We start from the raw sequence: 21,759 nt of genomic DNA, 5'->3' as shown, positions 1-21,759 counted from the left end.
TCCTTGATCCGGTGTTAGGTACAGGAAACCGCCGGGTGGGCGGTTGCTCCTGTTCGACATCGGGGTGGGATCTGGAAAGTAAAGTGGCTCAGCCGACCCATTTGCCTTTCAGCCGAGTGAGGGCATGGCTCCCAGGAGCTTTTCCAGTGTCACCGGGTAGTCACGTACGCGAATCCCTGTCGCGTGATGTACGGCATTCGCGATCGCTGCCGCGACGCCACACAAGCCAAGCTCACCCACGCCCTTCGCCTTCATCGGCGAGGACATCGCATCGGTTTCGTCGAGGAAGACCACTTCCTGGTGCGGGATATCCGCGTGTACGGGTACCTCGTAACCAGCAAGGTCGTGATTGACGAAGAAGCCGAGGCGTTTGTCCACGACCAGCTCCTCCATCAGCGCTGCACCGGCGCCCATGGTCATCGCACCGATCACCTGGCTGCGCGCGGTCTTGGGATTAAGGATGCGGCCGGCGGCGCACACCGCCAGCATACGGCGAATGCGGATCTCGGCGGTGGCGACGTCCACCCCGACTTCCACGAAGTGCGCGCCGAACGTCGACTGCTGGTAGCGCTTGCCCAGGTCGCCGTATTCCATACTGTCTTCAGCGACGATATCGCCACCTGCTGCCGCGCTGGTAAGTGACACCGTACGTTGCCCGGACCGGACGTTGCCACCGTCAAAGACAGCATCATCGGGGTTTATCCCCAATTTTTGCGCGATCGCTTCGCGCAGTTTCACGCACGCGGCATAAACGCCGGCGGTCGAACTGTTACCGCCCCACTGGCCACCGGATCCCGACGAGACCGGAAAGCTGGAGTCGCCCAGATGCACGTCGATGCGATCGATGGGCAGGCCCAGCATCTCCGCCGCAGTCTGAGCAATGACGGTGTAGCTCCCTGTCCCGATATCAGTCATGTCCGTTTCGACAGTCACCCTGCCGCCACGGTCCAACCTCACGCGCGCACCGGACTTCTCGGTCAGGTTGTTGCGGAATGCCGCGGCGACGCCGGTGCCGACGAGCCATCGGCCGTCGCGTGTGGACGCTGGCGTGGCGACACGCTTGTCCCAGCCAAATCGGGTCGCACCTGTACGGAGGCACTGGACAAGCTGGCGTTGCGAAAAAAGACGCTCGGGCTTTTCCGGATCGACCTGGGTGTCGTTACGGATACGGAATTCAACAGGGTCCATCCCGAGCTTCACAGCCATCTCGTCCATGGCGATCTCGAGCGCCATCAGGCCCGACGCTTCGCCCGGCGCCCGCATGGCATTGCCTTCGGGCAGGTCGAGTACGGCGAGGCGCATGGCCGTCATCCGGTTCGCGCCGGCATAAAGAAGTCGTGTTTGCGCGACTGCTGTCTCGGGCTTGCCGCCAGGCAGGTCGCCCGACCAGCTTTCGTGGCCGATAGCGGTGATCGTGCCGTCCTTCGTTGCACCGATACGAATGCGCTGGATGGTCGCCGGTCGATGCGTGGTGTTATTGAAAATCATTGGTCGCGGCAGGGTCACGGCCACCGCGCGGTTGGCCGCCCGCGCGCCGAGTGCCGCCAGCAAGGCGTCGCTACGTACGAACAGCTTGCCGCCAAATCCACCACCGATGTAAGGCGCGATCAGACGCACGTTCTCTTTCGGCACGCCAAGCATCGTCGCTACATCGCCGGCGCCCCACGCGATCATCTGGTTGGACGTCCACAATGTGAGCTTGTCGCCGGTCCACGATGCGATGGATGCGTGCGGCTCCATCATGGCGTGCGAATGGTCTGGCGTCGTGTAGTGGCCGTCGAACGTCACCTCGGCGCCAGCGTAGGCACCGGCGAAGTCACCGACGGCCGTATCCGCTTTCTCATCCTCGGGCTTCGTGGCAGTCGGTACTGCAAGGCTCAGGTCAAAGGCGCCAGCGGTGCGGGCATAGTCGACCTTCACAAGCATCGCCGCCGCACGCGCCTGCTCGAATGTTTCTGCCACTACCAGCGCAACGGCCTGATGGTAGTGCTCGATCATCGGTCCACCGAGCAGTGCGGCCGTATTGTATTTTCCCTTACCCAGCTTGCCGGCGCTCTGCGCGGTAACGATGGCCAACACACCCGGAGCACGTCGCGCGCGCGTCAGATCGATGCCGGTGATCCTTCCCTTGGGAATGGACGACGCCACGATATAGCCATACGCGTGGTTCGGCGCGGCCTCGTGCTGCTCGTACGCGTAGTGGGCCGTGCCTGTGGTCTTGCGGGGACCGTCGATACGGTCGAGGGGTTGTCCGACAACCTTCAGCCGGTCGATCGGATTCGTGGTTGCCGGCGTGTCGAACTTCATGACGCGCTCCCCTTGGCTTCGGCAAGCACGGCGTGGAGCGTGCGTTCCGCGAGGACGACCTTGAAGGCATTCTCTGCCGTGGGGGTGGCACCAGCGAGGAGATGCGCAGTAAAGGGCTTCGCTCCCTCCGGCAGGTACTTCTCCGCCGCTTCGTCACGCCACGGTTTCGGCGCCACGCCGCCCAGTGCCACGCGCCCGGAGCCGTCCTTCTGGACGATGGCCGCCACCGACACCAGGGCGAACGCATAGGACGCCCTGTCCCGGACCTTGTGATAGATATGCACGCCACCCACGGGCTTGGGTAGTGTCACGGCGGTAATGAGCTCGCCACGCTCGAGCGCGGTTTCCACCTGAGGGCGTGCGCCCGGAAGCCGATGGAACTCCGCGATGGGAATACGGCGGCTCTGCCCGTCGGGGCGGACGGTCTCCACGACGGCGTCCAGCGCGCGCATGGCCACCGCCATATCGCTGGGCTGCACGGCGATGCACGATGCACTGCCACCGATGACGGCGAGCGAGCGACTTGAACCACCGATGGCCGCGCAACCGCTACCCGGCAGACGTTTGTTGCATGGTTGGTTCGTGTCGTAGAAATACGGGCATCGCGTACGCTGGAGAAGGTTGCCTGCGGTCGTTGCCTTGTTGCGCAGCTGACCCGAGGCGCCGGCAAGCAGGGCGCGCGAAAGCAGGCCGTAGTCACGGCGAATACGCTGGTCGGCGGCGAGGTCGGTATTCCGGACGAGGGCGCCGATGCGAAGGCCACCCTCAGGCGTCGCCTCGATCGCGTCCAGCGCAAGACCGTTGACGTCGATCAGGTGCATGGGTTCCTCGATGCCGATCTTCATCAGGTCGAGAAGATTGGTGCCCCCAGCAATGAACTTCGCACCGTCGATTTTCGCTGCGGCAGCGGCGGCTCCCGCCGGTGAGGTGGCGCGCTCGTACGAGAACGGCTTCATACCCGGCCTCCGGCGACTTCGGTGATCGCTTCGACGATGTTGGAGTAGGCACCACAGCGACAGATGTTGCCGCTCATGCGCTCGCGTAGTTCCGTCGTCGTGAACTGCGCCTTCGCGGTCAGATCGGCGGAGACGTGGCTCGGAATATCGTTGCGGATCTCGTCTAGCACAGCGACAGCCGAGCAGATCTGTCCCGGGGTGCAATATCCGCACTGGTAGCCGTCATGCTTCACGAACGAGGCTTGCATGGGATGCAGGTTGGCCGGGGTGCCCAGTCCTTCAATCGTCGTGACCTTCGCGCCCTGGTGTATCACCGCCAGCGTGAGGCATGAGTTGATGCGCCGCCCATCCACGATCACTGTGCAGGCGCCACACTGGCCGTGATCGCAGCCCTTCTTGGTGCCCGTCAGGTGCATGTGCTCGCGCAAGGCATCGAGCAGCGTGGTGCGGGTATCCAGCGCGAAGTTTTGCGGCGCGCCGTTTACTTCCATGGCGACCGATGCGACGACCGGCTTGCGTCCGCCATCGGTAGCGGCCGTGGCGGAGGCAGGCAGACTGCTCGCGGCGAGTGCGCCGGCGGAAGCGGCGCCCAGCTTCAGCACCTCCCGTCGCGTGAACTTCCAGTTGCTGAAGTCATTCATGCGCGTTTCTCCTGACGAGGGGGCCGGGCCACGACCTCAAATCATACCCACGGAGAGACTCGGTTGCGTGAAATCCTCAACTGGTTCAACGCGTCGCGACCGTCGACGGTGACGTAGGCCACAGCGCGGCAGTTACGGCTGCGTCCCGATGGCCGTAGCACCGCCACCCGCGGCTATCGTTGCAATGATCTTGTTAGTTAAGAGGTTCATCACCGACACGGAACCGGCATCCACATTCGCGATGTATGCGCGCGTGCCATGGCGGCCGATAGCGATAGCACTTGGGCCGCCCTCATTTGCAACCGTGGCGATCACGCGCTTGTTGAACGGATTGATCACGGAGATCGTGTTGTCCCAGTAGTTCGTAACGTATAGAGGGACGCCGATGGGACTGATTGCTGCCGCTATGGCGCCGTTGCCGGCCGGCAGGGTGGATGTCACGGTATTTGTCGACGTATCGATCACCGCGACCTGGCTCGTTTCCGCGGCGACGTAAACACGAGCCCCCAACGGCCCGACAACCAGGCCTGCGGGCAGCCCATCGACAGGTAGGGTCGCGACCAGCGCATTAGTGGCCGTGTCGATCACGGAAACGGTGTTGTCCCCGAGGTTTCCCGTGTACACGCGCGAGCCATCCGGCGTCACCACGATGCTCGCTGGAACGCTCCCCACGGGTACGACCGCGATGGTGGCATTGGACGCGGCGTCGAGCACGGAAACCGTGCTGGCGTTGGCGTTGGCTACATAGACATTTGCGCCGTTCGGGCTGACCACGACGGCGGCAGGCCCCCGTTCGACGGGTATGGTCGCGGACACCATGTTTGTGGCCGTGTCGATCACGGTGACGGTCCCATCGCTGAGGTTGGCAACGTACACGCTAGCGCCATCGGGACTTACGCATATACCCAGAGGATACGCTCCCGTTGGAACCGTGGCCTCAACCGTATTGCTGGTCGTATCGATCACCGTCACCGTGCTATCGGAGGCGTTGGCAACGTAAACGTTGTTGTTATGAGCCGTCGCAGGCAGTGTCACCCACGCCATCAGCAAAGGAAGCGCGCACCGAGTAACGCGCGCGAGCCATCCGCGCGCAGCCGTACGCACCTTGAACATCGGTTGTTCATTCGTCATGGATTTCCCCTGTGCGCCGCTACGTAGCGACGTTCGTAAACTATTGCGAGGGTGATCGAACGAAGTCAACCACTATCCGCACAGTTGCCGAATACGTACGTTCCCCCGAATAGATGAATGTCTTTCGAAGAACAAAAAAAACCCCCGTTTCCGGGGGCGATCTGGGTAGAGCTCTATGCGTCGCCTTTCGGGCGTTAGGTGCGCCCGGGACTCTTGTTGTGGATAAACGTGTCCGATCGATCAGTAGTCGTACGTGACGCCGAAGCGGAAGTAGCGGGGCTGCTCGAATGCGATAGGCACGTTGTAGGTCGGCTCCGGCGCACTGGACGTGCCGAGGTACGGATCGGACTGGGTCTTCTTCTGCTCGTTGAACACATTGAAGACGTCGATCGAGAGGCCGAGCTTGCCCTGCGCAAAGGCCGGGTGGTAGGCGACCGAAGCCGAGACCAGATGCGTGATCGGGTTACGGCCCACGGCACCCGGCGGCGACGGCTCACCACCGCACCAGTGGTAGGACTCAACACCATAGCCAGCGTCGATCTGGTCGGGACCGAAGCCGCCGTAGCAGTTACGCGGTGCACCGGACACGATGGCGATGTTGCCCGAGACCTGCCATTCCGGGGTGATCTCGTAAGCACCGTAAGCCTTCAGTGCATGCGTGTGATCGTTCGCGAGCTTGCCGTTCGAATACACCATCAACGGGGCGTTGTCCCACGCCTGGGTGACAGACGGGTCGCTACGCGTACCGGCGTCGGAATCGGTCTGCCCCTCGCTGTTGCCATAAAGCTTCGAGTAGACATAGCTGACGTTACCCCACCACTTGCCGTCGCCCTTGTCACGCTGCAGGTGCAGCTCGAGCGCGTAGTAGTGACGCTTCAGCTGCGGGAAACCGAGGTCGTCGTTAGTGGCACGGACACTGTCATAACCACCGGCCGCGTTCGGCGCCAGGAACGTGTTTGCACGACCCGGGTTGAACAGATAGCAACTGACACCGGCCTGGCTCAGATCAACCGCAGAACCGCTGGCGGTGAACAGCTGCTGCAGCCGTCCCGCCGGGTCGTCGCCCGTATCGCAATAGTCATCGATCGCATTGCCGAGCTTGCGATAGGTCGCCTTGGCGCCGTAGACCCAGTTCTCACCCCAGGTCTTGTCGAAGCCTGCGATGAACTCGTCCTGGTACTCGGACTTCAGGCCCTTCGCGCTGACAACGGTCGGGTCCTTCGGTTGGCCGTATTCGTTGTTGGGCGAGTACGGCTGACCCGGGCCGTTGACCGTATTAAGCGGTGTCAGGCCGAGCGGGTAGCCGTTGGCCGGATCGATACCCGTATACGAGAAGTACGTATTGGTCTGTGTGGAAGACGACGCGCCGCGAAGCGCGGGAGCCAGCGGCAGCGCGAGATAGTAACGCCCTGCATTGCCATACACCTTGAACGTGCTGTCGCCAAACACATCCCAGGTGCCACCCAGGCGCGGAGCCCACTGCGGCTTGGTCTGCGTGACGTAGGCCACGCCGTCGCCGTTGTAGTTGGTGAACTGGTCGTTACGGATACCCAGTGACAGCTTGACGGTATCGGTCACCTGCCACTGGTCCTGGACGTACTGCGCACGCTGACGCACGCGCACGGAGGCGTCGGTCGCCTGACGGTACTGTGAAACGTAGTACGGCGTGCCGACCGGCGCGTCGACGGCGCCACCGGCAATAGACCCGCCCGTAGCGACAGTGTCGTAGCTCCACTCGTAGCCGGCGTTGTTATAGACCTTCTCGCCGTCGTGAAGATCGCGGCTGTTCTGGTTGTCGATACCGACCGAGATCGTGTGGTCGCCGAGCACGTAGGAGAGGTCGACGCGATAGTTCGACACCTTGCTTTCGTGTTCCGGATCGGTGATGACGCCCAGGTTCTGCGCGTTGGTGATGCCTTGCGGGAAGCCGGGCGTGAGCGCCGGATCCTGGTTCCGGGCGCCAAGGATCGGAATCAGGTTCGGATCGGTGGTACCGGTCTGCGTGAAGAGCTTCGTATCCTGCTTACCGTACTGGGCGGTCAAGGTCAGGCTGTCGGTGATGTAGCTCGTGTACTTCGCGATCCACATCGTCTGCTTGGTGCGGGCCGCGGTGTCGGGCGCAATGTACGCCCCGTCCTGGCGAGCGTCGTTGTCGAACGTATACACCTGGCCGGTGTAGTCGTGCTTCTCGCTGGCGCCGGTCAACTCGAGCAGATTGTTGTCGTTGATATTCCAATCGAACTTGGCGTAGATCTTCGGATCTTTGTACGTCTGCACATAGTTCTTGTTCGACGAAGCAATCTGGACGTTATCGCCCTTGGTCTTCTCGCCTTCCACCGCGATGAAGGCGAACAAGGTGTCCTTGATCAGGGGGCCACCTGCGTAGGCCGAATAGATCGCATCCCAACTCTTGTTCAGATTGCGATAGCGGTAGTTCTGTCCGTCAAGAGACGAGCTACCCGGGTAATTGGCGTTGATCGGTGCTGCGGCGGCGAAGTTCGGGGTCCAGAGGATCTGACCGCCAAAATGGAATTCGTTGGTGCCGCGGCGGCCGACGATACTGATCACGCCGCCGTCCGAACGACCGTACTGTGCGCCGTAACCGCCCGTCAGGATTTCCTGCTGGTCGATGGCACCGTACGGGAGGGTCATGCCGCCGTAACCCGCGATGGGATCGGTGGTGTTCATGCCGTTGATGTAATACGCGTTCTCGGTCACCGAGGAGCCGCCGAACGAGACCAGCGCCTTGCCGGTCGGGCTCTGGAAGCCGGTGCCGGTGGCGCCCTGCGACACGCCCGGTGCCAACAGGGCGATCGCTTCGGCCGAACGCCCCAGCGGCAACTGCTTGAGCTGGGACTGAGTGATAACGGTGCGCGAATCGACCGAGGAAACGTCGATTGGCGGCAGCGCGTTACCGACGACAGTCACGCCCTCGAGGTTCGCGGCATTCTGCGAGCTTGCAGCGACGGCGGCAGCAAATGACACGTCGGTACCGGCGTTAACGCGCAGCTCGACGTTGTCACGCGAATCGACCGTGGTGCCGCCTTTGACCAGGCTGACTTTGTAGGTGCCAAGCGGCAGGTTTGCGAAGCTGTAGCGACCGGCTGCGTTGACCGTAGTGGTACGAGTCACGCCCGATCCGCTGGTGATCTGAACGGTGTCGCCGGCTTCGGCTGAACCGAACAGGCTACCTGTGGTGGCCTGTGCGAAAGCGTTCCCTGTGAGACCCATGCCCATCGCGAGCGCGAGCGCCAGAGACGAACGACGCAGGACCGATGCCTGCCCGATAGCGCCAAGATTCATTGCAAATCTCCCCATGTGCCCCTGTAAGGGCAAAGAAAACGAAAGTCCGGCCAGTGGCCAGGACAAGTTGACTCAACGTTTACCCTTTGACGCCCTTCGCGCAGCGTTCGACTCTCCCAAGCCGCTCACTGACCCCACTACGTACTCGTCGACCCGCAACCAGTACTCATCCGAAACTGCCGACGTAAAAAAACAGTTAGTTCGGCAGCGCGCAACTCGAACATAGGCGCCTCTTTAGCCACCTGTCAACACGTTGTTGTGTTTCTGAAATGCGCTATTTAATGCGTTTCACGCAAGAACTTTCGATCGCAACGCAACACGAGATCGTTGCCGCCTTAATTGCGAAGGATTTATTCGTGAAACTGTTCTGATAGTTCTGCATTGCCGTGAGAAATAGCTCGCGCAGGGTGAACGGATGCGCCGGCGTTGCGCCGCACTCCGTTAGTGCCGCGTGCCGGAAATGGGCATTTGCGAGTGGCGGTTTTCACGTGGTCAGCGGTGCCGCGCTGGGGCGTTGTGCGGTGTTGTGAATAGCGAAAGCGTGCGTCACGGCGACACGCAGCACCATGGGGCTGATGTAACGCCGATGCACGCGGTCGATCAGGCCCAGGTACACGCGCCCGAAGGCGTTGCGGCAGTGCACGCGCGTTCCGAGCGTGATATCGACACGACCGTCGACGACACGCAGCGCGACGCACGAGCGAAACGACAGATGTTTGTCGTCCGCGCCGAGCATCACCTGCGCGAAGCTGTCGGCATCGTCGATGCGCTGGCCGAGCACGGGGAAACGTCCCGCGAACACGTGTTTGTCGAGCGGCGCCAGCAGCGACGATACCGGGCAGGCGAGCGGTGACCGGCGCAGTCCCAACGGCATGACCAGCAGGTTGCGAAAGGCCATCAGGCGCGACACGCTGCCTGGCGGACGCTGCACGAAGGCATCGAGCAGGTCGGCAAGCAGCACCGATGCGCGCGCATGGCGCGGCTGGCGTTCCGTAAGCACGAGCCGGAAGCTGTCTTCATGGTCGAAGCCGCCGGCGAACTGTTCGCGCAGCAGGGAATCGTTTTCAGGCGCATCGAGCTCCACGACCGTCTGCCAGCCTTCGGTGCGCGAGAGAAAACCACCGGCGCGCCCCCAGCCGGCGATCAGTGCGCGAACCTTGCCCAGCGTGCGCCGGGCGAAGCCGCACAGCGTGACCTGCAAGGAGCCGGGCGCGGCCGCCAGCGACAGCGATGCCGTCGGCACGTGCACGTGGTCGGTTGCCATGCCATCGAGCAGGGTCTGCACGGTGTCTGGCAGCAGCTCGGTCAGCGAAGGGATGCTCGCACCATCGTCGAGAATCACCCGGCGTGCTTCTTCGGAGAGCTCGCCACCCAGCTCGTTCGTATGGCACGAGAGGGCGAAGAACGCAGGATGACCGGAGCCAGCGCGCAGCGGCTGGAACTGGTGCCAGGTACCACCGCCGAAGCGCACGGTGAACAGCGAGTCCGGCGGGATCTCCACGTGACGCAGGGCGCGGAGGAAATTCGCGGAATCCTCGGCGAGTTGCGCCGGCGTCGCGGTACAGAAACGCAGCAACGCGCCGCTGCTTCCCGACACGGCGGTGAAGATGCGATGGCCCGCATGGCGGTGGAATGGATGCCCTTTGGCACCGACCGCGAAGGTGTACAGCGAGCTGGGGTCGTCATGTTCGAAGTGCGTGCCGGCCAGTTTCGCCGATGGCTCATCAAGCTCATCCACGAACGCCGCGTGCGCCCGCTGGCGCAATGACGAGGCCGCCACCAGCTGGCTACCAGCGCCATGCCCTAGCTGGGCGATGAGCGACACCTCGACCGGTTGACCGCCGGCAACGGAAGGGATGCTGATGTTGGGGAACGATGCGACGGTCTCGGCGTGCGATGACATGGCGATCCCTGTACCGGTGGGGCGGGCGTCAGCCCGGCTGTTTCTTCGTGGAAAGCTTCTTCGACTCGCGTTTGAGCGGCTTACCGACCGGACAGATCTCGAAGGCGAAGCCGGTAAGCGTGTTGACCAGGCTGTCCCGGTTGAGCTGGTAGACGACGAACTGGCCGCGCTTCTCGCTGGACACCAGGCCCGCGCCTTCCAGCACGGAAAGGTGTCGCGAGATGGACGGCGCGCTCATGTCGAAGCGACTCGCGATCTCGCCGGCGGTCAGCTCGGTGGCAGAGAGATAAGCAAGAATCTCCCGACGGGGCCGGGAGGCGAGGGCTTCGAAGACCTTGTCGATGGCCATGGATAATTCGTTAATTAGCAAAGTTGCTAATTAGTTAAGCGCATCGTTTCCGCCGAGTCAAGACGTCTGGAGGCTCGCCTGTAACGCGTTGCGACGTGAAAGTCGGCGCCGCCTGAGTTTCACCGAAGGCGTCCGGCAGCAATCCAGTGGATTGTCGCCGCTTCACAAGTGCCTCACTTTGAGGTCATTCGGCGCGAAATGCGTGGTGGTACGCACCCTCCTTGCTGGACGTCTCGACCGCCTTCATCGTCCGATGCGGTGCACTCGCTCTTGGCACCAGCTTCGAGCTTGCCGTCCAGCGAGTTGATCGAAACGAATACATTGGGCTACGACACCGGCCACCGCTTGCTCTAGAGTGGGCGGTTCGTACCGCAACAGAACACACGGCAAGGCATGACCCACTCGGTTTTCCCGGACGTCCCGGCACCTCATCCTGCCCGCGAGCACTTCCCCGCCCTGGACGGGTTACGCGGCGTCGCGGCGCTCGCCGTCGTGGTGTTCCATTTCATGGAAATGGTCATCGGCAATTACAGCCAGTTATTCATCGGCCACGGCTGGCTGGCGGTGGATTTCTTCTTTTGCCTTTCCGGCTTCGTCATCGGGTACGCCTACGACGATCGCATCGGTTCGATGGGGCTGCTGAAGTTCGCGAGGGTGCGGCTCATCCGCCTGCATCCGATGGTGGTGTTTGGTTCAGTGCTTGGGCTTATCGCGCTGTACGCGGATCCCTTCCGGGCCACACCGGTCAACCTCAGTCCCGGCGAGGTCAGCCTGCTCTTCCTGGCATCGATCTTCCTGATTCCCTACCCGGCCATGCAGGAGCGAAGCTTCTGCCTCTTCAGCCTGAACTCACCGGCGTGGTCACTGTTCTGGGAATACATCGCAAATATCGTTTACGCCCTGTTCCTTTGCCGACTGGGACGACCTGCGCTGGTCGTGGCCACGGTGGTCGCGGCCGCCATCCTCTGCGCCGTCGGTTACACGCAGGGCAACCTGTGGGCGGGCTTTAACGGCGAAACGTTCTGGGTCGGCGCGGCGCGGGTGAACTTCTCGTTCCTCGCCGGGTTACTGGTTTACCGTTCCGGGTTCCTGATCAAGACGCGGCTAGGATTCACCGTGCCGGCCGGGCTGCTTGCCCTCGCACTGATGACGCCTTATGCCACCGGTGGGTGGATTCGCGAAGCCGCGGTGATCATGCTCGTCTTTCCGGTCCTGGTGATGCTCGGGGCGGGCGTGACACTCAACGAACGTTCGAAGCGCTTCTGCAAGCTCGCCGGCGACATCTCGTATCCGCTGTACACAACGCACTATGCGGTCATCTATGCGTTCGGCAATTACGTCGACGCGAGGCATCCGGGCATGGCCCAGCTGTTTCTCGTTATCGTCGGCGGCGTGGTTACTACCGTCGTCTTCGCCTACGTCGTGATGCGGTGCTATGACATCCCGCTCCGGGGCTATCTGGGTCGCTTAGTACGACACCGGGGAGGCGGCGCAGCTACCCCATTGGGCAGGCCTAGGCATCGCACTGATCATTCAAACTAGAAGAGCTCTCCTTGCGGCGAACAAATCCTCGGCGCCACGAACCGAGCTGAATCAGGCTGATGATGTGCGACGCGCGGACGGGGTATCGTCGCCCAAAGTTCATGGTGAGCGGTTCGGGGACTGACTCAAGATCGCTTTGGTGCCACTGCCGAATGAGTTCGAATACGCTTTCCTGGCCTGGGAAGGCGTGAGGGTTTCACGTATCCGATCCTGTTGAACATCGATCACGAAGAGGACTGCTTTATTCATATCTGAGCATCCCGACGAATTCGGCACCTGCTCGATCACCAGGAGCGCCTTGCCGGATTCGATCCACCCAACTGACATAACATTCAATTTTTCGCAGCTGGACTGCAGCGCGTTCGCCTTGGCCACAAGATCTAGAACCGGGATCTCGCGAGCGCCGCCCTCCGATGCTACAAATGCGCGTGTTTGCCACGAGCCCGTCCAGCCACCATCGGTGGCATTCATAAAGGTCCCCTTCGCCTCGACAGACCAAGCAACTTCCGCGAGATCGGGGCTAAGGAAGATGTTTCCGAGATCGATCACCGATCGTCCCATCGTTAGATACACTTTGTAAGGCAAGTAATCGACGTGCGCGAACCCTCCCGGGGCCCACCACTTAGCTTGCTCGCCCGTCATGCGGGGACTTTCGCCTTTCGCGGACCAGAAACCACTGCGCGCTTCGCACCGACCCGCTCCAACCAGAAGCGCAAGAAGAAGCAAAGGCGCCGCAATCCTCTTGATGGTGATTGCCGTCAATTTGGGCATCTCATACCTCTAGGTGCGTTCGTGACAACTACGCCCGCATCGTACGCCGTCGCCAGGCTAGCGCGGCATCTTGAGTCTTGAAGCGGTACACGTCGAAGCGTTAGGTCAGGTCTGAAGACGAACCACCATCCCTACCGCACCCACCCAAGCATCGTCCCAAGCCGCCTGGTCGTCGGAGCGGCCTCGCGAGAGGAATACTCTCCGGCTAATCCTCGGCCGGCGGCGATGATTCCGAGAGCGTCCCTCAACCTTCACTCAGAACAGTTCGCCCTGAGGCGAATGCACCCTCGGCGGCACGAACGCCGACGTATTCAACGCCGTGTCCCAAGCCCGATCCAACCCCGCCTTCCGCGTCGCGATCTGCACCCGCTTCCGAATGATGTCCGCAAACACCCCCTGCCCCCGCATGCGCGTCGCGAAGTTCGAGTCGTAATCCTTCCCGCCATTCATCTGCTGAATCAGGCTGATGATGTGCGACGCGCGGTCGGGATAGTGCAGCTCCAGCCACTCGCGAAACAGCTGCTTGAGTTCATGAGGAAGCCGCACGCACGTGTAACCGATGGAACGCGCGCCAGCCACACCCGCCTGCTCGATGATCGCCTCGACGTCCTTCTCGTTGAGCGCCGGGATGATCGGCGCAACAAGCACACCGACCGGTACTCCGGCCTTACTCAGCGTCTCCACCGCCTTCATCCGCCGATGCGGCGCACTCGCCCGCGGCTCCAGCTTCGACGCCAGCTTGTTATCCAGCGAGTTGATCGAAATAAACACGTGCACAAGGTTGCGCTCGGCCATCGGCACGAGAATGTCGAGGTCGCGTTCGATCATCGCGTTCTTGGTCACGATGGTGCATGGGTGGTTGCACTCGTTGAGCAGTGCGAGCGCCGCGCGTGTCAGGCGCCATTTTTTCTCGATCGGCTGATAGGGATCGGTGTTGCTGCCGATGTTGATCGGCTTGCAGACATAGCTGCGTTTCGATAACTCACCGCGCAGTACTTCTTCCAGGTTGGTCTTGGCGAAGAGCTTGGTCTCGAAGTCGAGGCCGGCAGAGAGGTTGAGGTAGCCGTGGGAGGGGCGTGCGTAGCAGTAGATGCACCCGTGCTCGCAACCCCGAAACGGATTGAGGGCCTGGTCGAAGCCGACGTCCGGTGAGTCGTTTCGGCTGATGACGGATCGGGCCAGTTCCTCCCTGGTTTCCGTCGCGGGCCGGGGCGTCTCGTCATCCCGGTACCAGCCGTCGTCCTCTGCGACGGCACGGGTCTTCTCGAACCGGCCTTCGGGGTTGGAGGCGGCGCCGCGGCCCTTGTGGGCATGAGTCGTGGGGAGGGGAAAGGACATTGTACAAATGTACAACGACCCGATCTCACGATCCGCGATCCGCTTCAGGGCTCGCTTACGGGAATCAGGGCGTGCACTTGTCCGTACCCGACAGCTTGGTGGAAGCGATGCCCCCATACGGGCTGATACCGATGCGCGAGCCCGGCACCTGCGTCGTGTTCGCGCCCAATGCGCCGCTGCTCGCATTCTGCGCGCAGAGGACAAAAGCCATGGGCTGGCTGGCGTTCGTGCGCGAGGCGACGGGCTCGAGCTGGCCCTGCTGGCCGAACGTGACGACGGCCCCATCCACCGCGCGCGCGGTGACGGCGTTCAGTGCGGGCGTAGCACGAAGAATCTGCATGCCCGCCGACGCCGTCGTCGTATAAACGTCGCTCGCCTTCGTGGTCGCCACCGGGTGGACGTAGACAAGCCATCCGGTTTCGTAGGTGGCAGCCGTCGAGCAGGTTGCACCGTCCGCGCTGGCACAGAGAGAAACGTACGTCGCGCGCAGGACCGCTTCCGTACGCGCGTACTGCACCGCGGATTGCAGATTATCAACGGAAACACGAAGCCGATGCTTCTGCAACGTCGTGCGGAACGATGGCAGGGCAACGGCGGCGAGGATGGCGGCTACGAGAATGGCCACCATGAGTTCGACAAGGCTGAATCCCAGCCCCGTGCGCCGTGCAGTCGTGTGGGGCCTCACCAGCATGTGCCATTGGTGGTGCCACCCGAGGCGCCCGTGACGCCGACGCTGGTCAGCGTGAGCGCGGCACAGGCATCGCGCGCCTGTGAGTTTCCCGGTACCGGAGTCGCGGTGGCCAGATAAGCCTGGGCCGCCACGGTGTTGACCGTGCTGACGGTCACGGACGCCGTGTAGTAGCCGCCCTCTGAGGTCGCCGTACTCGTTGTTGAATAGCCGATCGTCGCAAGGTCCGCGTACGCGTTGTGCAGCGCGAAGTACCCTTCCTCGGCATTGGCGATCCCCATCAGCAGTTTCTGCCCGTCTGCACGGCGCGCGCGGATGCCGTAGCGGCCGTAGGAGGTGATCGCGATGGCCGCGAGAACGCCCATCACCATGAGGACGATCATCAACTCGAGAAGAGTAAAGCCACCGCGGCGACGGTCGAGGGCAGGCATGTCAGTTCTCGCTGTTGAGGATGCGCCACGACCGGCGGCGCGCCGTGGGAATGGCTTCACCCACCGGAACACCACCTGCGCCCGATGTAGCCACCTGGCCAGGCAGGTACGAAGTACCGCCGCTGAGGCTCGCCGCCGTGTAAAGCGAGCCGGAACTCGCTGCGCCGAGGACATGGGCACCGGCCAGCGTATACCCGTTTCCGAAGCTGACGGCGGAGCCGATGGATACACCGAAGGCCGCGCCGCCGGTCGTACCGTCCAGCGCGATGATCGACCCCGAGCTAGCCGTGGTGCAGGGGTCGCTCGCCGTGGGGATCAACGTGCTGAAGGTGACGGTGTTGTTGCTCGAATCCAGCGCGGGCGTAACGACGACACGCTCCCCAGCGGCCGTATCCAGGAGCAGGTACCACCCGGATCGTGACGCAGGCACCACGTTAGTGGTGACGCCGATCGCGCCGGATGCCGTGTCCAGCACCATGGTCTGCTTCGTGAGGTTGCCGCCGGCGACAGTGATCGGCGAGCTGACCGTGTTGCCTGGGTCGCGCAATCCGTAGAGCGCCTGTGTAGTCGTGTCCGACGTGTCGGCGGTGCTCAGGTAGCGACCGGTGCCGAAGATCACGAGGAAGTTGGTCGATGTCGGATCGGCAAGCAACCGTGGCGACGTGGTGATGGACTGTGCATTGGCGGCGGCTGGCTTGAACAGCAGGCTCACGCCCAGGGACTGCGCCGTTGACGCAAGCGTCGCAGCCGACAGGTCGATGCGCCATACATTGCCGTCGAGGTCGCCGGCGAACGCGACATCTGCCACCTGGTCACCGTCATAGTCGCCCACCGCTGGCGTAGTGAGGCCATGACTGGCCGCGGCGCCCGCACCGGTCGGCGTGCGGATCTCCTTCAACAGCGTGCCCGTTTGCGCGTCCAGGACGAAGAGCGAACTGTAGGTATTGCTCGCTGCCGCTACCGTGCTGCCATCGGGGAAGTAGCCGCCGGGCACGAGTACCACCCAACGTCCGACGGTACTTCCCGCGTCCGCGTTGTTATAGGCGACACGCGTGATCACCGGCGTGCCAAAGGTGTAGCCAAGGTTCGCAGGCGTACCGACGCTGGACACGGTGTCGCTGTTGAACTCCCAGAGGATCTTCGAGGCCACGGCCGTGCTGGTGTTAAGCGTGGCCGCCGACGGATCGGTGATATCCACGCCGAAGACGCCACGACCGCCCAGTCGGAGCGAGCCGACGAGTAGCGTGTGCCAGCCCTTGGTCGAGTTGTTCAACGAACTCGCACTGTTGAAAAACACGTCACCCGTGACCGGGCTGCCATCCACCGTGGGGGTGAAACTGAAGTTGGTCAGTCGTGTCTGCGCCGGGAGATTCGGGTACACGCTTGCCGGCACGTACGCCCAGAGCTCGCGGCCGGGGCTTGCACCCGAAACGCTTTTGAGCCGCGCGTCGAAAGCATGCAGCATGCCGTCGTTGGCACCCACGTAGACCGTCGCGGCACGCGTCGCCCACTTCGCCAGGAACGACGAGTAACTCATGGTGGGGTCGGTAGCGACAGCCTTTGCTTCGGGAGAACCCGCCGAGAACGAATCGCCATAACCACTATTTGGGGCACCGACATAGGCAGGCTGCGACCCGAAGATCGCGCCAAGCAACGAGGTCCGCGTGCGGAACGTTGTGCCCTCCAGTGTCCGCACACCGCTGAGCCAGTCGACCCGTTTCGCACCCAGGTTGTCGGTCGTGGCGGTCGAGCCGGAGCCGTCCGTTGAATCCAGCGCCGCCTTCTGCGTCGTGCTGAGGGTGGTGTACGCAAAGGTGATGGCCGTGCCGGCACCCGGTCCGGTACTCGTGGCGATGAACCGCGGATCGCCGGTTCGGCTGGTGAGCAAGGCACCGGCGTCCGATGTCCACACGGCGTCGCCCACGGTCCCGTTCGAGGCGATGGCCCGGGCGATCAACGAGCCGCTCCAGTCGGTCGTGTTGTAACCCGCGTAGTAGGCAATCGCATTGGCTGTGAGCACGTTGGTGCTGAGACTGAGCGTCAACGACGTCGAGCTGCTCGCGATGACGGAGGACAGGATGGTACTCAGGCTATTAACCAGCGATGTCGGGTCGGCGGCGCTGAAGTACCCGCCGCGGCTGTTCAACGCGGCGTGCCAGGTATCGTCGATGTTAGTGGCCCCACCTCCGGTGTCAGGAATGGGCCATGCCTTCGTGCCTTTGCGCAACGCGGTGTAATCGGTGGGGAAGGCCAGGCTGCCGGAGATGCCCATCGTCACCATGTACTGGGACATGTGTTGCCAGGTGGCGGGGTCGTTTGCAGGGTTGAAATAGACCTCGCTGTTGGCGCCGGGCTTCGTCGTGCTGACGGTGGACGCGGTGGCTGTGATACCCGTGGTGAGGTCCGGATAGTAGGCCGGCACATTATTGGCGAGATCAGGGCGCAGGTCGTTTGCCCAGTACGAAAAAGCGATATCCGCCAGTGACGGGTCGGTAGTGCCCGTCTCATTCCAGAATATCTTCGAGGTCGCACCGCCGCTCCCGCTGGTGGCATACGAGGTGCCATCGGGAAGCGTCAGGGCCACCGAGTCGTTCGACGTTACCTGGGGCGGCTTGTCACCGTTCCAGTAGCCATCGGTGACCAGCATGTTGAAGTTTTTCCGGCAGGTGAGCTCGCCAGGAGTGCTGGTGCTGCCATTCCAGTATGGATCCAGCGCGTTTGCGGAGCCTGCCAGGGTACGCTTGTAGAAGTCGCCCGCGGTCTGCGTAGCCACGCGTGTCGGGGTGCCACCGCTGGCAGGCGCACCGTATACCCAGTTCATGAACTGGCTACGCCAGCAGTTGTCCGCCGTACTCGAGGGCACGCAACTCGTCGCATTCGCCAATTCGAGGATCTTGCTGTCCCCCCGCAACGGACCGTAGGTCTGGCCCGCATAGCTTCCGGCGGAGGTGTTGTAGCTACCTGATGCCGTCTGTGTCTGCAGGGTCTGCCAGGCGACTCGCACCGATCCGTCGCCAAGACCGGAAAAGACGCGTCCTACCGCCGCGCGGGCGTTGAGATTTCGCGATCGGTAATAGCTGTACCAGATCGCGAAGTTTCTCTGGACGACCGCCGATTCGTTGGCGACGAGGTGATACGTACAGGCGGCGTCGTTGAAGGCCGTGGTGCAGACGTAATAGAAGCCGCCCGTGTCCGTACTCGTTGTCGTCGTGGTTACGGTGGTGACGATGGTGCATCCAAGCAAGCCGCACGTTCCGACGCTGACGCTGCCATCGGCATTGGTGATCGTCTTTGTCCCGATTGTTCCGTTGAACGAACCGCACGAAAGCACGAAGCATGTCGTGGTCGTTGAAGAGCTGCTACTCGTGCTCGTGGTACCCCGCACCGCCGCCGGAATATCCATCTGCGGGCACGACTGGTTCGACACGTACCACGTCGTCAGCTCGTTCGCATTGCGCGAGCACGGCGAGTTGCCTGCGGAAATATTGGCGAGGAATCCCGCATAGAACGACGTACTCAGGTCGACCACGACAGGGTCGAGGTACTTCGAATTGTTAGGTGACCAGCATTTCTTCGTCAGCGTATTGGCGCAGTAGCCATCGCGCCACGCCGCCTTGAACGTCGGCGTGCCCAGCGGCACGCCGCTGGCGTCCGGTGGGACGGCGTACGTCACCGTCGGATCGAAATAGATGGGGTTGCTGAGGGCGGAGTAGTAATACTTGTTCTTGTAGTTGGCATCCATCGAGTCCGGAATCGCTGTTGCATTCATCGAACCGGAGTCGTCGAAGGTGACGACGATGTTGGGCGCTACCTTCGAGGTGACTCCCGGCGGTGTCTTGCTCACGGTGACGGTGCCGGCGCTGACCGTCGAAGCAAGCAACAGCCAGGCGAGCGCCACGAGAAAGAGGGCTATCCATGAAGCGGGACGTTTCTGCATAGGTGTCTGCTTCAGGTCAGCGTGCATGTGAGCTGGTTCGGCGTGACGAAGGTGGTTTCCGCGACACGAATGGTGTTCGGGCTACCGCCGGTGGCGCGCGCGGTAATCCGGTAGAGATAGAACTTGTTGGTTCCCGTACCGCTCGACCCGGCTTCACGCGCCGGGCTCGTGCCTCCGCCCGGCGGAAGGTCCTGCCCAAGCAACTCGACGATGTACCAGGGGTTGTGCGCCATGACCGCCGTGGAAAGCGCCGCGTCTGCCGAGGCGGCGCTGTAGTCGATCGCGACGCCGGCGCCCTTGTATTCGGTAGCGCCGTCGGTCAGCCACACCGACGACTGTCGGAACGTCATTACCTTCGCGCTGACCGTCGAAGGGTTGCTGGAGTTGTAGCAGCCGACGCTGGCGTTGCCGCTGAAGATGTTCCACTCCACGCCCCGCAAGGCGTTCTCTGCCGACCATTCGGCTTGTTGCGCATTACGCATCGCTCCCGCCATGCGCTCCTGCAGCAGCGACCGGCTTGACGTGGTGAGGGCGATCAACGTCAACAGGAGGAGGAAGATCAGGGCCAGCACGAGGACGGCACCACGTTGGCTGTTCATGGGTTGTAGTTCCGGATAGCAACGACCGCCGTAAACTCACGCCGGAGCATGTGGTCGTCGATACCCTGCTGGCTGGGCATGACCGTCCGCTTCGTATCGCCCGGTGAAGACATCCCGGAAACACCGCTATCCCCGTAGTACTGGTATTGCAGTTCAGGGGTCGTCAGCGTGTACAGCGGTATCTGCCCGTCCATCAGGATATGCACTTCGATGTTCTGCACCGATCGCCAAAGGCAACCAGGATCGCCGCCGCTCACCGTGACCGTGGACGATGGGCAGACGGTGGCGCTGTCGATCTCGGCGGCCGTGCGATAACTGGTGTTCCCTGCCGCATCCATCACCCCATAAAGAAAGTCCAGTCGCTCGATGCCTCGTATGACCTCACCACTGACACCGTTGACGCGCCGCATGAGCGCGCCTGTCTTGTGGCCGTTGTTGTCGTCCACCATCTGCAGGTAATACGACACGGTCTGGAAATCACGGTTGAAGTCGAAGAGCTTGGGTGTCACACCGGAGGGCCGAGCGACCGCGCTGTAGTTCGACGCGGGGGTAAAGGTGGGGCCCGACGCCGTAGCCGAGAACACCTGCGACGAGTTGCAGTCCGCCAGCATGAGCAGGTCATTCTTGGTGAAGGTCGACAACAGCGGCTCGCCGGCCTGCGGCACGATGGTGAGGCTGGTGACATTGTTTCCACTCAATGCCATCGTGCTGTTGACGCCATCCAGTACCCAACCGCGCGCGCCGTCGAGGTAGCGCAACGTCAGCACGTCCGTACCCGGCACGCGGTTGCCAACGGTCGTTCCCTGTTGAGGGATACCGGTACCTGATGGGTCGACAGGGTCTACCGGCGTGCACGCAGAGGTTGTGCAGTCGTAGCCGCGCAGCGAGATGAACGACGGCATGGTGAAGGCCGCGACGGGCGACACCGGGTACGTGTTTCCGCCGCTCGTGGCGCCCCATTTCGTCGTGTTGTCCGCGAAAGTTCCCTGAAACACCGCGCCGGAGACAAGGACCTGTGGTGCGCGCAGGTACCGATCCAGCGCAATGGCGCCGTTGGAGAGATTGGAGGACTGCCCGCCCATGTTCGAGCAGTACTGCGCGTTGGTCATGCGCAGGTCGGTCGTCAGGGCCGTCATGGCGAAGCGGCCTTCTTCCTGCAACTTGGCCAGTTGGGTCTGGACCAAGCTGCTGGACGAGGTGGCGATGAAGACGCTGATGATGCCGGCGGAGACCAGCAGTCCCAGCGTCATGGCCACCATCAGTTCGACGAGTGAGAAACCGCGCGCCTTCATGGCTGGAAGTTCCACACATAGGTTCGCGTCGCCACGTCCTGGTGGCCGCTGTCGCCGGCAGCGCGCTCGCTCCAGTTGATGCGCATGACACAGTTGCCGGCATACGGCGGTCGCACTAGTAACTGGATGGCGTCGGGAGTGGCGCCGTTGGTGCAGGCGATGGATGCGGTGGCGTTGGGCAGGAACGTGTTGAGTTGGCCACTCCAGATGTACTGGTCACGCAGCGCGAGCTTCGCCGGCGTGCATGCGCTGGCCGTCGTGCATACCTGGGTACCCGTGAGGGGATAGTTCGTCGAGTTGTAACCACCCGACCAGACGCCGAGCGGATTCGCCCGCATGCGGTCAGCCATGCTCATCGCGATGAATTCGGCCTGGGTACGCTGGTAGCCGGCCTGGTTCGAACGAAGCGTGGCAATGAGCAGGCCGGACAGCCCGACAAGACCGACGCTGAAGACGAGCACCGCCATCAGGACCTCGATCAAAGACACGCCTCTGACATGTCTCGCCGAAGCCATAAGGACCCTTCAAGTGCATGAACGCACCACAGGTATAGGCCACGCGCCTCCGGGGG

Annotated in this window: 16 protein-coding genes; 1 reads left to right on the top strand and 15 read right to left on the bottom strand. The window is 62.6% G+C overall.

Annotation, left to right across the window (positions count from 1 at the left end; all coding sequences use genetic code 11):
* Positions 1–108 precede the first annotated feature (108 nt).
* From paoC to ACVWWJ_RS00725, 7 genes are all read right to left on the bottom strand, one after another.
* Positions 109–2,307: an aldehyde oxidoreductase molybdenum-binding subunit PaoC gene (gene paoC / locus ACVWWJ_RS00755; RefSeq protein WP_456966409.1), complete on the bottom strand. Its 2,199-nt coding sequence runs from the start codon at positions 2,305–2,307 to the stop codon at positions 109–111.
* Complete coding sequence (locus ACVWWJ_RS00750; RefSeq protein ID WP_456966408.1) at positions 2,304–3,263, bottom strand: FAD binding domain-containing protein; 960 nt, start codon at positions 3,261–3,263, stop codon at positions 2,304–2,306. The genes paoC and ACVWWJ_RS00750 overlap by 4 nt, the downstream gene beginning before the upstream one ends.
* Positions 3,260–3,904: an aldehyde dehydrogenase iron-sulfur subunit PaoA gene (paoA, locus tag ACVWWJ_RS00745; protein ID WP_456966407.1), complete on the bottom strand. Its 645-nt coding sequence runs from the start codon at positions 3,902–3,904 to the stop codon at positions 3,260–3,262. Before paoA ends, ACVWWJ_RS00750 begins: the two co-directional genes overlap by 4 nt.
* A gap of 132 nt (positions 3,905–4,036) precedes the next feature.
* Positions 4,037–5,035: a YVTN family beta-propeller repeat protein gene (locus tag ACVWWJ_RS00740; protein WP_456966406.1), complete on the bottom strand. Its 999-nt coding sequence runs from the start codon at positions 5,033–5,035 to the stop codon at positions 4,037–4,039.
* A 240-nt stretch (positions 5,036–5,275) separates the two neighbouring features.
* Positions 5,276–8,338 (bottom strand): TonB-dependent receptor, encoded by a 3,063-nt coding sequence (locus ACVWWJ_RS00735; protein ID WP_456966405.1) that lies wholly within the window; start codon positions 8,336–8,338, stop codon positions 5,276–5,278.
* 484 nt (positions 8,339–8,822) lie between these two features.
* The gene (locus tag ACVWWJ_RS00730; protein WP_456966404.1) at positions 8,823–10,241 is read right to left on the bottom strand and encodes a DUF2867 domain-containing protein; all 1,419 of its coding nucleotides are present in this window, start codon (positions 10,239–10,241) and stop codon (positions 8,823–8,825) included.
* A gap of 28 nt (positions 10,242–10,269) precedes the next feature.
* Positions 10,270–10,590 carry a metalloregulator ArsR/SmtB family transcription factor gene (locus ACVWWJ_RS00725; RefSeq protein WP_216164394.1) on the bottom strand — a complete coding sequence of 107 codons (321 nt, stop codon included), beginning with the start codon at positions 10,588–10,590 and terminating at the stop codon, positions 10,270–10,272.
* A 393-nt stretch (positions 10,591–10,983) separates the two neighbouring features.
* On the opposite strand from ACVWWJ_RS00725, the gene ACVWWJ_RS00720 reads away from it, so the two are divergent.
* Positions 10,984–12,132: an acyltransferase family protein gene (locus ACVWWJ_RS00720; protein ID WP_456966403.1), complete on the top strand. Its 1,149-nt coding sequence runs from the start codon at positions 10,984–10,986 to the stop codon at positions 12,130–12,132.
* 99 nt (positions 12,133–12,231) lie between these two features.
* Here the strand turns inward: ACVWWJ_RS00720 and ACVWWJ_RS00715 are convergent, their stop codons facing one another.
* The 8 genes from ACVWWJ_RS00715 to pilV form a co-directional block, all read right to left on the bottom strand.
* Positions 12,232–12,903 (bottom strand): hypothetical protein, encoded by a 672-nt coding sequence (locus ACVWWJ_RS00715; protein ID WP_456966402.1) that lies wholly within the window; start codon positions 12,901–12,903, stop codon positions 12,232–12,234.
* A gap of 255 nt (positions 12,904–13,158) precedes the next feature.
* Positions 13,159–14,241, bottom strand: a complete 1,083-nt coding sequence (locus ACVWWJ_RS00710; RefSeq protein ID WP_456966401.1) for a PA0069 family radical SAM protein — start codon at positions 14,239–14,241, stop codon at positions 13,159–13,161.
* A 64-nt stretch (positions 14,242–14,305) separates the two neighbouring features.
* Entirely contained in the window at positions 14,306–14,932 is a 627-nt protein-coding gene (locus tag ACVWWJ_RS00705; RefSeq protein ID WP_456966400.1) for a GspH/FimT family pseudopilin, read from the bottom strand.
* Positions 14,923–15,360, bottom strand: coding sequence for a type IV pilin protein (locus ACVWWJ_RS00700; protein WP_456966399.1), 438 nt, complete (start codon positions 15,358–15,360; stop codon positions 14,923–14,925). The genes ACVWWJ_RS00705 and ACVWWJ_RS00700 overlap by 10 nt, the downstream gene beginning before the upstream one ends.
* Before the next feature lies 1 nt (position 15,361).
* Positions 15,362–19,297: a pilus assembly protein gene (locus tag ACVWWJ_RS00695; protein WP_456966398.1), complete on the bottom strand. Its 3,936-nt coding sequence runs from the start codon at positions 19,295–19,297 to the stop codon at positions 15,362–15,364.
* 11 nt (positions 19,298–19,308) lie between these two features.
* Positions 19,309–19,896, bottom strand: a complete 588-nt coding sequence (locus tag ACVWWJ_RS00690; protein WP_456966397.1) for a pilus assembly PilX family protein — start codon at positions 19,894–19,896, stop codon at positions 19,309–19,311.
* A complete protein-coding gene (locus tag ACVWWJ_RS00685; RefSeq protein ID WP_456966396.1) occupies positions 19,893–21,188 on the bottom strand; it encodes a PilW family protein in 1,296 nt (431 codons plus the stop codon). The genes ACVWWJ_RS00690 and ACVWWJ_RS00685 overlap by 4 nt, the downstream gene beginning before the upstream one ends.
* Positions 21,185–21,703 (bottom strand): type IV pilus modification protein PilV, encoded by a 519-nt coding sequence (gene pilV, locus ACVWWJ_RS00680; protein WP_456966395.1) that lies wholly within the window; start codon positions 21,701–21,703, stop codon positions 21,185–21,187. The genes ACVWWJ_RS00685 and pilV overlap by 4 nt, the downstream gene beginning before the upstream one ends.
* Positions 21,704–21,759 lie beyond the last annotated feature (56 nt).

This window comes from Luteibacter sp. HA06, from assembly GCF_054061215.1.
Note: the sequence above shows the minus strand (reverse complement) of the source record. Positions and strands in the feature narration are given on the sequence as shown.